This is a genomic window from Niastella sp. OAS944 (assembly GCA_024809215.1).
Taxonomy (GTDB): Bacteria; Bacteroidota; Bacteroidia; order Chitinophagales; family Chitinophagaceae; genus Niastella.
The window spans coordinates 162,234-174,895 of sequence record JANUBW010000006.1 but is presented as its reverse complement, the minus strand read 5'-3'; the positions used below and the strand labels follow the sequence as shown (position 1 = coordinate 174,895).

General features: G+C 43.0%; 9 protein-coding genes. 4 read left to right on the top strand and 5 right to left on the bottom strand.

The window, feature by feature from the left end:
• Nucleotides 1-65: 65 nt before the first annotated feature.
• From GGD38_RS23400 to GGD38_RS23380, 5 genes are all read right to left on the bottom strand, one after another.
• Nucleotides 66-1,169 carry a hypothetical protein gene (locus GGD38_RS23400; RefSeq protein ID WP_375301723.1) on the bottom strand — a complete coding sequence of 368 codons (1,104 nt, stop codon included), beginning with the start codon at nucleotides 1,167-1,169 and terminating at the stop codon, nucleotides 66-68.
• A 10-nt stretch (nucleotides 1,170-1,179) separates the two neighbouring features.
• On the bottom strand, nucleotides 1,180-3,462 hold the full coding sequence (locus GGD38_RS23395) for a hypothetical protein (RefSeq protein ID WP_375301724.1): 2,283 nt from the start codon (nucleotides 3,460-3,462) through the stop codon (nucleotides 1,180-1,182).
• A 15-nt stretch (nucleotides 3,463-3,477) separates the two neighbouring features.
• Entirely contained in the window at nucleotides 3,478-4,914 is a 1,437-nt protein-coding gene (locus GGD38_RS23390) for a hypothetical protein (RefSeq protein WP_375301725.1), read from the bottom strand.
• A 64-nt stretch (nucleotides 4,915-4,978) separates the two neighbouring features.
• On the bottom strand, nucleotides 4,979-6,400 hold the full coding sequence (locus tag GGD38_RS23385) for a hypothetical protein (protein WP_375301726.1): 1,422 nt from the start codon (nucleotides 6,398-6,400) through the stop codon (nucleotides 4,979-4,981).
• Between the two features lie 840 nt (nucleotides 6,401-7,240).
• Nucleotides 7,241-7,816, bottom strand: a complete 576-nt coding sequence (locus GGD38_RS23380) for a hypothetical protein (protein ID WP_375301727.1) — start codon at nucleotides 7,814-7,816, stop codon at nucleotides 7,241-7,243.
• Between the two features lie 426 nt (nucleotides 7,817-8,242).
• Between GGD38_RS23380 and GGD38_RS23375 the strand changes: the two genes are divergently transcribed.
• From GGD38_RS23375 to GGD38_RS23360, 4 genes are all read left to right on the top strand, one after another.
• Complete coding sequence (locus GGD38_RS23375; protein ID WP_375301728.1) at nucleotides 8,243-10,156, top strand: adenylate/guanylate cyclase domain-containing protein; 1,914 nt, start codon at nucleotides 8,243-8,245, stop codon at nucleotides 10,154-10,156.
• A 113-nt stretch (nucleotides 10,157-10,269) separates the two neighbouring features.
• Entirely contained in the window at nucleotides 10,270-11,244 is a 975-nt protein-coding gene (locus GGD38_RS23370) for an ABC transporter ATP-binding protein (protein ID WP_375301729.1), read from the top strand.
• Between the two features lie 140 nt (nucleotides 11,245-11,384).
• A complete protein-coding gene (locus GGD38_RS23365) occupies nucleotides 11,385-11,756 on the top strand; it encodes a helix-turn-helix domain-containing protein (protein WP_375301730.1) in 372 nt (123 codons plus the stop codon).
• Between the two features lie 105 nt (nucleotides 11,757-11,861).
• Complete coding sequence (locus GGD38_RS23360; RefSeq protein ID WP_375301731.1) at nucleotides 11,862-12,629, top strand: SDR family NAD(P)-dependent oxidoreductase; 768 nt, start codon at nucleotides 11,862-11,864, stop codon at nucleotides 12,627-12,629.
• The last annotated feature ends 33 nt before the right edge of the window (nucleotides 12,630-12,662 follow it).

Below are 12,662 nucleotides of genomic sequence, written 5' to 3'. Positions count from 1 at the left end.
TAATTAGTTCAACTATTGCTATGCAAGTTGTTAAATGCAACACGTAATATTCAATCTTTACAGCGCTACTTCGTCACTGTGAATTTAACCGACCAGGTTTCATTACGGCTGCTGGTAAAGCGTAGCAGATAAACTTTATCAGTTTGTATTTTTCTATTGTTACGTAAGGGAACCTGCAACTGGTTTTGTCCGTACTTCAACATAAGCTCACCTTCCTGCACAACCGGATTACCGGCTTCTTCTATACTTGTTATAGTATATTTTACGACTGAATCTGCCGCCGCATTATCATAGGTGATTCGCAGTACATTACCTGCAGAAGCGATCACGGCATCCTGTGCGCGCTTTACTTCTACAAATGGCGTTTCCTTTACGCTCTCTAATGCGGATTGGGTTTTTGTTACCCTGAACGTCCAGATATCGCTCAACGCAACCGGTTTACCACTGTTCATGGCCACTATTCGCCAGGCATATACTTTACCAGTATCCAGCGATCGTGTAGATGCGGGGTAATTCCAGAAAAGGTCTTTCGTGTATACCGAAGCGTTCAATGGAACATTTTGTTGAACTGCATCCGCTTTACCCTGCCCTAGTAACACTTCAACAATCACAATGGCATACCCCAGGTCGTTAAACAAACCTATTGGTGTTGGCGGCAGCCAGGTAAATTGGGGGTATGGCGTTATCAGGTTGTCTTCGTTGGCCGGGGTATTCAGCAGGGGCGGACTTAACGGATCAACGTTTACCTGAATACAATTCTCCACCAACGTAAGATCGCCTTTCGTTGCGCTTACTACCGTATAACAAGCCAGGTACCGCCCGGCCGGCAACATGCCATTCGGGTCCATATCTACTTTGGCTGCCGGAATGCTATAGGTATATTGAACAGGTGAAACATCCCGCGCCTGCAATTGCCGGGCGCCCTTGTTCAATGAAACGGGGGCCGAAGTGGCATTCATTACCGGTTGGTTTGTTTGTGCATCGAGTAACGCCAGGTTCACTCTAACCAACTGGGTATTATTACCGGCATTTACCAACACCAGGTTCCATAACTGGTTCTTTACAAGAACGCCTGCCGGCGGCACCTGTAGCGTCATGCTTATCTGTGCATGCGATGTAACCATTACACCCAATAGCAGTAAACAAAACAACATCCGTTTTCTAGACATAACTTCCTGTTCAAAATGTTTTAAAATAAGTTGCCCGGCCTGTATTGTTTGGTACAAGCTGTTTATTCATTCCAGGGATAAATCCCTTTTCTGCTGAAAATTGTATTTGACCAACTTTGGGGATCTGTAAAGAGGTTTCTGCAGAATAACCCAGTTGTTCTATATTGAATTCTGTTTGATAGTTGTATTTAAGGCCACCGCCGACGGTGATATATTTATTGAGATTGTAAAGTGCCTTTCCTTCCAGTGTATACAACTTATACTCCTGATTAAAGGCGCCTGACGCATTGGCCTGCAGCGTGAGCCGCTGCATAAAGGCCGACTGGCTTAATAATAAATTCCTTGTATTGAAGTATACAAAACCCGAATCGGTTGACCGGTTATAGAACTGCGTATATACCATGGCCGAATTCATCATCAACTGGCGCACCCTATAGGAATGGGTCACATTGCCAGTAAGGGTGTAAAAAAGATTTTCCTGGTATACCCCATCGCCCAGTTTCGTGATCTGACTGCTTGGGAAATAACCCAGCGATATGATCGGCCATCGGTTCTTGCGCAGCGTTGCCTGTATGCTTTTGAAAACGGTGGTACTTTTATATTGACTTCCTATAAATGGATTACTGAAATCATTTGTATTGGCGCCCAGGTTAAGTGCCAATTGACGCTTAAAGAACAACTGCTGCACATTGGCGCTCCAGGCGGTTTGTTCAGAACCGTCGGTAAAGGTGCTGAACGACTGAAAATTGGCGCCCAGCCTTTTAAACGTTGTCTTTACCGTTGTTTGCGTTCTGGGGAAAAATGCATCTGCTTTTAAGGAATACGCTTCATTACGGCGATTGCTCATTTCGAGCATTTGCGAAGGCAAACTGTTTTTGCCCGACGAATCTTTTGCATATACCGGGTACGATGACTTAGCCACCTCGGCCGTAAGCATAATATTTTTATTCAGCCGGTACGTTCCTTCAATGGTAAAACCCATTAAACCCGAAGAAGGTGTTTGAATCTGCTGGGAATCTACAGTACCGGCATTGTATAACTGCCGGCGACCGCCAAACCAGGTAAATATTATATTATTACCATCTTTCAATCCACGTCCATACCTTAACACCGTAAGATATTGTCCCGATTGTTTGGGACCTTTTACAATGAAATCGCGAAAGCGATAATCAACACTGCCTGTTGCCAGTGCATAATAAGCATCAGGATTGTATTCGGCCTGAAAGCCATTCACTGAAATATTCTTTGCCGACAGTTCGGAATAATTCACCACACTTCTGCCAACACCAAAAGAACGGATGGCCATTAAGGTTTTATAGCCTTTAGGAAGAACGGTATCGCCGATCTGGTTTTCTTCCATGATGTCTTTAAGTTTCGCCGGGCTTTTTGCCTGTTCAATTTCACGACAGACCTTGTTAATCGTTTCCTGCGATTGACCTTTAGCTGCTTTTACCATTTGTTGAAGCGCAACCACGCGGGCACGTAATGAATCGGCCTGTTGTTTGCGCTTTACATACAATGCTTCAATATTTGAAGTATCTATTCCGGGGCGGACAAGCGCTGAATCCATAGCGGGTAACTTCAAACTGGTATCAGGTGTTTTTGCCAGGTTCCGCAACGAGTCTCGCATGGCTTTTTCCCTGGCCTCGACCAGTTTCTGTATAAGACTGGGATTTTTTATCCAGCCATCTAACATCCTTAGCTTTTTAATAGTTAAATCCAGCTCAGCTTTCAAACTATCAGGGGCCTTTGGCGATGGCAATGAAGCCAAAAACCTTTCCCTGATCTGCATTTTTATTTTCTGTGTGAACTGGGTATTGTTATAATTGAAATTGAGATCGGAAAAATTCCTGAACAACTTTGAATTGGTGAACCTGTTGGTAAGATATACCCGCATGGGATATTGCCCCTTTACGGTTATATCCAGATAGGTTTGTATTGTATGTTGATAGATATCCTGCTCATTATAGGGCGTATCGATATTTGAATAATAATTCACATTGTACATAACATTTCCATGTACTTGCAAAAAGGGTATTCGTTGTGGTTTTACCGGTTCAACAGGAGCCGTTTTCTTTACCGGTTCTCTTACCACCGGCACATATACGTAAGCATATATGGGTAGCTTTACAACTCCTTTACAATTTTGCTTTTGTGGCAACCAAAATGAAGGTTCATCCTCTTCTACAGTAGAAGTATCCTTTACAGCGTTTACATCAGGCTTTCGTTCCTGACCATGCGCTGCAATACAGCTATATAGTATAAGCAATATAGTCCCTATCCACTTTTGCAAAATGAAATGCTTTTTTTAGTTTTTAGACACAATCATCCAACTGCCACCGTTTGCTACTACGGTTACAAATTGCCATTGATTGGTGAGTGCATATGAGCCTGAACCGTCGATCATTTGAGAAGAAGCGTTGGTAACATTTACTAGATTACCATTGTTGACTTTCTTAATAGTATACGTTTGTCCATCACATACCGCAGCATTTGGCAGTGTTATGGTCACGATAGGTGACGCGGCGGTTACAAAAATGTATTCATCCGTATCGCCAATAGTTATGTCGGTTGATGTATTACGTATAGCAGACCTATGTCCTGAAGTAGTTGTGATGTTATCAAAGCGACTGGTACCGCTCACGTGCAACCTGGCCGATGGAGTGCTGGTACCGATACCGAAATTGCCGTTCTCAGCGATGCGTGCTTTTTCTGACAGGTCCTGCAAAGTGGTCCCGGAAGAACCGGTTTGAGCAGTGGCAAAAATTACACTGCCAGGTATACCTGAGCCTGTCCCTTTACCGCCGGCGATGGTGATAGCTCCTCCATCCTTGTTTGTGCCATAGCCTCCAGAACCATTTATCGTATAGGACAATCCTGGTCCGTCTTGATTATTTCTTTGCACACCAGATCCGAAATAAACATTATAGATTGCTTTTGTCCATTTGCCATATTCATTCTGGTAATCAGGCCCACCACATACCAGCTGATATTTACCCGTACTTACTGATTCTTTTCCTAGCACAATGGAACCCGTATCAGCAAAAGCGTGCTCCCCAATAGCAATCCCTCCCGCTGTAGAACCCAAAATCCCTATCCCATGAGCCACCGTTTGTTTAAATCCAATTCCAACAGATTCAGCCCCAGTTCCGTCTACCTGCATACCAGATCCCAATGCAACTGTAGCATGCCCTATAACAGAATTGCCCCCTATATTGATCCTGGCATCGCCATAAATACCGCCAAACGGCACTATGTTAACATTTTTATCCTGGTAAATAACACCAGCGGTCCAAGTGTCACCATTAAATTGAGCCAGATATCCTTTATCTTCTGCAGTATTAAATAACCAGTGCCCCGAAGTATCAACCCTGGCCGTTTCCCGGTTGTTTTGTAAAAATGTCAAAGGAAAATTGTCTTTAGTTCCTAAAAGAGCTGTGCTACCAAAGGCGTTGCCTCCCTGTTTGTAATATTTTCCAAAAGCCTTATTAAAATCCAGTGTATCTGCACCTATAAGATATACACTATCGTTCAGAGCAAACATTCCTCTTCTAAACTCCGTTCTTCCGTGTCCTTTATTAAATAAGAACCCAGGCACTGTTTGCGTATGATTTTCAATGATCAACTCCGCTGTGTCACAACTGTTAGTGATTTTCACGCTATCTGCCTTGATAGTATATACGTATTGGGCATGAACAGCCTGGCCCGCACATAGGAGCGCAAGAAACAATAATACACGATTCATAAAAAGCTATAGTTATAAGTCATTTTAAAAACAATTTCGATGTCAGCAATTCGAATTATGCTGGTTATTGATTTTTAGATGTAGCTACTATTATCCAACTGCCGCCGTTTGCCACCACAGTTACAAATGACCATTGGCTAATAAGTGAATATGAGTTTGCTCCATCGATCAACTGCGATGCATTACTAACAAGAGTTACCGAGTTACCGTCGTTTAATTTTTTAATGGTAAATATTTGGCCGTCGCGACCAGTAGCCGTGGGCAATGTTATTGTTACATTACTTGTAGCGTTTACTAAAACGTATTCATCCGTATCGTTAACAGTAGCATCACCTGATACAATATGCATGGCCGACCTATGACCAGAAGTAATAACTGTGTTATCAAAGCGACCCATTCCATTCACATGTAACTTGACTGAAGGATTACTGGTACCAATACCGAAATTACCAACGCTATCGAAACGCGCTTTTTCTGACAGGCCTTGCAAAGTTGTTCCGTAAGAAGTGGGCTGTGCAGTAGTGAAAATAATACTACCCGGTTTACCAGCACCTGTTCCTTTACCGCCGGCAATGGTGATATCTCCACCGGCTTCATTTGCGCCATACGCACCGGAGCCATGTATAGTATAACCCAAAGCAGGACCCTCATAATTGTTCCTTTGCACACCAGAACCAAAATAAACATCAGTTATAGGCTCTCCACCCCCAGGCCTTACAGAACCACTTACAAACTGCAAAGGCTCTGTAGTAACTGTTTTAGAGCCGATAGCAATAGACTGAGGACCTGCATATGTATCCTCACCTATTGCGATTCCACGTTCTGTCTTTCCCAAAATTCCTATGCCATTGGTTACCGTGATGTTATTGCCTACTCCGAATGCTTTAAATCCGCTTGAGATTACTGTACAAAATTGACCTATCCCTATTGCAGATAAATTGCTATTAACGTATACATCCCTTCCTATACTGATGGTGTTATCGCCACTACTGCTAGGTACGATCGCAATATTTACCCTGCCATCAACATTAATTGTTCCTTCGGTCCAGGTATCTCCTTTAAACTGCGCCACCTGTCCTCTATCCTGCGTTGTATTAAACAACCAGTTACCACTTGTAGCTATTCTCCCTTTTTCAACTCCATTTTGCAGAAAGGTTAAGGGGTAGTTGTCATTGGTGCCTAACAAACCGGTAGTACCAAACCTGTTACCGCCCTGAAACCAAACATTAGTCAATTTCATAGTATCACCGCCTATCAGAAAGGTATTGTCGGTCAGATTTTGAAATACTTTCCTGAACTCCGTCCGCCCCCTGCCTTTATTAAATAAGAAACCTGGCACAGTCTGCGTATGATTCTCAATGATCAACTCCGCAGTATCACAACTGTTAGTGATCTTCACACTATCTGCCTTGATAGTATATACGTATTGAGCATGAACTGCCTGGCCCGCGCCTAAGAGCGCAAGAAACAATAGAATCCGGTTCATAAAACTCTTTAGTTTTAAGATATTCTAAAAAATACATCTCCACTATGGCCCATAATCAAATAATAAATAAATGACTATGCCACTAAAGCACAAAACAATCGCCTTAATAGATGTGAAAAATTGAAATGGCCAATAAATTATAGATATAAATCAGAAAAGACTATTCCTCCATGCTACAAATCATAAACAGGGTTTGGGTTGGGTTATTGAAACAGTTTTTTATCCTTGAGAGAGTTGCTTGGTGCAAATATAGTATATGAACTATACCGAGAATAATTTTCTTATTAGATTTTAGTTATCAGTTAGGCACATATGCACATCGGGAATGAATATGTGTTAACAACAAAATTTGGAAGCAGGAGATTTCAGACAGTCATTCAACAAAACCAAATCCTCTTCACAGAAGCCACCACGGCTTTCAATGCTATAAATCTTTTTATTTTGCTGCAGTATATCTAATACCCAATAGGCGGAACTACGAAAAGATGCTGCTTTCGAAAGTTTTGAGCTTGCTTCACTCCTGTTGATCACTATTACCTTTTTCGAAAAGAAACAATAATTCACAATTATAACGCTCGTATCATCTATGCTTATACTATCTGTAAAACTTTGCGACAAAAAAATCAATTCAATAATTACTGTAAAAATGATAATACCTACCCAGGAGTAAGGTTTCAAAAAAATCAAAATCACTGCTGCGGGCCAATATCAAAAGAGTCGTTTGAAGTAAAGATTCATGATATTCTTTATCGTTATTTATCTTAATCATCATCTTATCAGTAGACGACAGACTCTTTTTATTACAGCATGGAGATCATTTATACTAATTTCAAACCCCAATCACCTGCCCGCATGCGCTCCTCCCTTCCATTTCTTCAACAATGATAAAGCATACTCTTTTTCTTTCGCAGGCGCTTTAGGATTATTCAAAACATCCTGTATTAGTGGCAATATGGCCTCATCATTTTTCATTAGCAGGTAACCAAACGCCACCCCATTGAGTCCATTTCCGCGTTTATATCCATCCAAAACAGCAATTACCGCTTTGTCATGAAATGCCTGCCGGTTTTGTTCAAGGATTGTCAAAACCGGGTGTTTATCCTGGCCCTTCAAATACAGTTTTTCCAATAAAGGTTTTATTTTTTCATGCCGCAGGTCCCACTGCATATACTCAAAAAACTGAGCACTAGGATCGAAGTTTTTGTGATTTTTATAAAGAAACGCAGCCAGCGTCGTATCGAGGTTGTCCTGCGGCATTACCACAGCTTTCGCTTTTATAACAGAACCGGTATCGGTTTTCTGTTCCTGAACAGTGTCATTGGCTTGTACAGTTGGAGCCCCGGCTGCTTTTTGTTTAGGATCACTGCTACAGGCAGCCAGTAAAAGAAGAAAGAGTAAATTTTTACAGTTTTTCATATGCCGCCAAAATACTCAGCAAAATTCATTAAAACAAGAACCCCGTCCGCCAGCTGGCTGAACAGGGCCTTCCCGTTTATCTATTCGACGCGGCGGAGTAAAAAGCATTCATGGCTATTATGTAATAAAGGATAAAGGTTGTAATGGTTTGAAAAACTACGCCTTCTGGTTTTTCAATTTGGTATGTAATAACATCTATAAACAACCGATCGGCCCCACCATACCAATAACTATACCAGCAATATTCGATGTGAATAATTCAAACGTCAATGATCAATCGTCTTAATTAATGGTTAATCGTTAATCCGAAATGGGTCCCTTAACAAACCAGCAGCTCCCCGGTTCAGTATCCTAAAGAAATAGGTACTCTTTTTCCATTGCCTTGTTGCCTCGTTGCCTCCTTGCCTTTTTTACTTAAATTGCACCATGCGACAACTTGCTGCTATACTTTTTGCCGACATGACCGGTTATACCGCCTTAATGCAGGAAAATGAACAACTGGCCCGAATTAAACGCCAGCGACTGAAAGAGGTGCTGGAGGATACTATTGCCCGCTTTCATGGAAAAATTTTACAATATTATGGCGATGGCTCATTGAGCATTTTCAACAGCGCCATCGATAGCGTACATGCGGCTATCGAAATTCAGCAACAGTTGCAGCAGCATCCTAAAGTTGACCTCCGCATTGGCATTCATACCGGCGACGTTATCATTGAAGAAGAATCAATTTATGGCGATGGGGTAAACCTGGCCTCCCGTATTGAATCGCTGGCCGTTCCCGGTGGTGTTTTTGTATCGGAAAAAGTGTACGATGAGCTCCGCAACCAGGAACTTATTCAAACCCGGGATATGGGTTATTATGAACTGAAAAATATAAAACAGCCCGTGCGGGTTTTTGCCATTGCCAATAGTGGCATTGTAGTGCCCGGCCGCAATGAAGTACGCGGCAAAACGGCCGCCCCGGTAAACAAACTGGCCGTACTGCCTTTTGTAAATATGAGCGCCGACCCCGAAAATGAATATTTCAGCGACGGTATTACCGAAGAACTGCTGAACACCCTTACCCGGGTAGACGGTCTGCAGGTTACTTCCCGCACCTCCGCCTTTGCATTCAAAGGAAGGCACGACGACATTCGCGACATCGCCATTCAGCTGAACGTTGATAAAATACTGGAAGGAAGCGTGCGTAAGGCAGGCAACCGCGTTCGCATCACTGCCCAGCTCATAAATGCCGCCGACGGTTTTCATATTTGGAGCGAGACCTACGATCGCAAACTCGACGATATTTTTGAAGTGCAGGACGAGATCAGCGGCATTATTGCCAACAAGCTAAAAGAAAACCTTACCGGCGCACAAAGACCCGCCATAAAATCGAGCGTCAAAAACATTGCTGCCTATACGCATTACCTGAAAGGACTGCATTTTAAAAACAAGATCACCCCGGCCGATACCCGCAAAGCCATTGAATGTTTTAAACAGGCCATTGCCATTGAACCATCATATGCCGAAGCACATGCCATGGTAGCGCAATGCTATTGCAGCCTTGGCACCATGGGACAAATGATACCACACACCGCTTTTGAGATCGGACATCAATATGCCGATAAAGCCCTGGAATTGGATGGTACCATTGCCGAAGGACATATTGCCAAAGCCATGGCTTTTTTATATTATGAATGGAAATGGCAACAGGCGTATGATGCTTTACAAAAAGCCATAGAACTAAACCCCAGCCGGGTTGAAGCCTATGACCTGCTTGGATTTTACTATATAGCCCACAACGAAAAGCCACAGGCCGTAAAAGTGCTTGAACAGGCAGAACAAATAGACCCACTCTCCCCCACCATCATTCGCTCACTGGGCATGATGTATATGTTTAGCGAACGGTTCGATGATGCCGTACGCCAGGCCGAGAAATTATTAGAGATGAACCCCGAAATGCGCAGCGCCATTGAGCTGAAAGCATGGGCCATTGGTATGCGGGGCGACTGGCAAACGTCGCTTGAATTATTTAAAGAAGTACACCGCCTTACCGGTCATCCATTGAAAGGTTTGATGGGCCTTGGTGTGGCTTATGCCCGCTGTGGTATGATGGACAAAGCCCTGGAATGTGTTCACAAACTTGAATTACGCCAACAGGAAGAACCCGATTCTGTTGTTGATGGCGATCTGGCAGCCGTTTGGTTAGGCATTGGTGATATTGAAAAAGTTTTTTCCTACCTGAACGAATGCATCGATAAAAGAATGGGCCCCGTTGCCTGCTTTATCGAATACCCACCCTATAAGGTGGTGAAAGCTGACCCCAGGTATAATGAGTTAAAGAAGAGGATGGGGATTTAGTAATAATGAAACGGCCTCTTTAACAACAATCGGTTCACCCATTGATGATTAAATTCTTTTAAACTACTTTTGAGCCCCAATAAATAGCATTTTTCTATAATTCATAGGGCAATATGGCGTTATTAAAGGTATTAGCGGTAAGTAAGCAAATGAATGGCAATGCGGTGCTGCAGGAGATCTCATTCACACAGAAAAAATTTCAAAAACTGGCCATCGTTGGCGAATCCGGCTCTGGTAAAAGTACGTTGATGAAGATCATTGGTGGACTGGTTCAACCCGATAGCGGCGATGTGGTGTTCGACAATAAACATGTTGAAGGCCCCAATGAACGACTGATACCCGGCCATCCGCAAATGGCGTATTTGTCGCAACATTTTGAACTGCGCAACAATTACCGGGTAGAAGAAATACTGGAATACGCCAATACATTACCCGAAGTAGAAGCGCAGTCCCTGTACGAGATCTGCCACATTAAACATTTGCTGAAACGCAAAACCGACCAGGTTTCGGGTGGAGAAAAACAACGGATCGCCATGGCGCGGCTGCTGATTGGCGCTCCCAAATTGTTCTTACTGGATGAACCTTTCTCGAACCTCGATAATCTGCACCGGAATACCTTACGGGCTGTTATAAAAGCCATGGGTGAGAAACTGGGTATTACCTGTTTGATGGTTTCTCACGACCCCGTTGACGCACTTAGCTGGGCCGATGAGATCATAGTGATGAAAAGCGGGCAAATCATTCAGCAGGACACGCCTGAAAAAATATATCACCAACCCATTAATGAATATGCTGCAGGTTTGTTTGGAAAATACAATTCGTTCACAAGAACGGAAGCCGCCGAATTTGGCGAAATACCCAACAGCTATGGCAATAAGAAACAATTGTTCTTAAGGCCCGAAGCATTTACCCTGGTTGCTAAAAAAAGCAAAACGTCGGTAGCAGGTATAGTAACGGATATTGCCTATTTGGGTAGCCATTATGAAGTAGAAGTAGCGTTGCCCGATGCCATGATGATCGTAAAGATCGACAATATTGAACAGTCGCAGGGTGATGTGGTTTATGTGACATTCAGGCAGGAAGTATGATGTAAGAGGTATGATGTAAGAAGAGGTTGAATTTTAAAGCTCAAAAGAAATTTCTGCATTTCGTCTTTCCTACTTCCTACCTCCTACTTCGGCAAATTATAAGTGCAAATGTTTCTTATTTTAAATGTATATTTCATAGAATGACAATCACAGCCACAAAAGTTTCAGCGCGTCAAAAAGAGATCGTACATCAGTACGAGGCCGAGCTTGATAAACATATGCTGGAACTGAAAGCCGGCGGTGTGGAGGTCATGCATGAGATCAGCGACCTGGCCAGAATAATGAACATTCACCCCATTCATTTAAGTAATACCGTTAAAGCCGTTACGGGCCGCTCGGCCTGCGATCTGTTTGAAGAAAAGCTGGTAATACTCTCCAAAGAATTGCTCACCAATACTAACCTCCCTGTAGCAGAAATTGCCCGCCAACTCACCTATGACCCCTCCAACTTCACCAAATTTTTTAAAAAATACGTAAAAATGACGCCGAAAACGTATAGAGATAGTTTGTAACATTTGTTGTTGCACTTAATTCTTAAACACTCACCATTTTTCCTTAAACAGTCACCATACCCGGTATTCAATTTGCCTGCAATTTTGTGTCATAAACAGTAAATCATGTCAACAACAACAAAAATTGCATTAGTTACCGGTGGCAGCCGTGGACTGGGAAAAGATATGGCCATCAACCTTGCTAAAAAAGGAATAGATGTAATATTGACCTATGTAAACAATAAAGAGGCCGCCGATGAAACCGTAAAGGCTATTGAAGCCCTGGGCCGCAAAGCTGCTGCATTGCGCCTCGATATGGCTAACATTAAAGCCATTGACCCGTTTGTGCAGGAACTGTCTGCTACTTTACAATCGAAATGGAATACCAACGCATTCGATTGCCTCATTAACAATGCCGGTATTGGCGGTGGCGCTACAATTGATAAAGTGACCGAAGAAATGTTCGATGAATTTTTAAACGTACATTTCAAAGGCGTTTATTTTTTAACGCAGAAATGTTTGCCCTTAATTAACAACAATGGCCGCGTGATCAATATTTCAACCGGCACTACCCGCTTCACCAATCCGGGTTACTCCGTGTATGCCTCTATGAAAGGCGCCGTTGAAGTGCTAACGAAATATATGGCGCGGGAGTTTGGTCCCAGAGGTATAACCGTAAACATTGTAGCGCCCGGTCCCGTTGCTACCGATTTCAACAATGCAACCATTCGCAGTAACCCACAATTGCAGGAACGCTTAGGCGCACTTTCTCCTTTGAACCGTGTTGGCGAAGCTGAAAACGACATCGGTCCTGTAGTTGCGTTTTTGTGTACTGATGAAGCTCGTTGGGTAAATGGGCAAAGGATTGAAGTGAGCGGTGGGATAAATGTTTAGTTCTTAGTGCATAGTCCTCAGTTGAGTTTGCTG

Coding starts and splice junctions, on each gene's coding strand:
- GGD38_RS23390 (WP_375301725.1), bottom strand. CDS start 4,914: ATGAATCGTGTATTATTGTTTCTTGCGCTCCTATGTGCGGGCCAGGCT.
- GGD38_RS23370 (WP_375301729.1), top strand. CDS start 10,270: ATGGCGTTATTAAAGGTATTAGCGGTAAGTAAGCAAATGAATGGCAAT.
- GGD38_RS23385 (WP_375301726.1), bottom strand. CDS start 6,400: ATGAACCGGATTCTATTGTTTCTTGCGCTCTTAGGCGCGGGCCAGGCA.
- GGD38_RS23365 (WP_375301730.1), top strand. CDS start 11,385: ATGACAATCACAGCCACAAAAGTTTCAGCGCGTCAAAAAGAGATCGTA.
- GGD38_RS23400 (WP_375301723.1), bottom strand. CDS start 1,169: ATGTCTAGAAAACGGATGTTGTTTTGTTTACTGCTATTGGGTGTAATG.
- GGD38_RS23360 (WP_375301731.1), top strand. CDS start 11,862: ATGTCAACAACAACAAAAATTGCATTAGTTACCGGTGGCAGCCGTGGA.
- GGD38_RS23375 (WP_375301728.1), top strand. CDS start 8,243: ATGCGACAACTTGCTGCTATACTTTTTGCCGACATGACCGGTTATACC.
- GGD38_RS23380 (WP_375301727.1), bottom strand. CDS start 7,816: ATGAAAAACTGTAAAAATTTACTCTTTCTTCTTTTACTGGCTGCCTGT.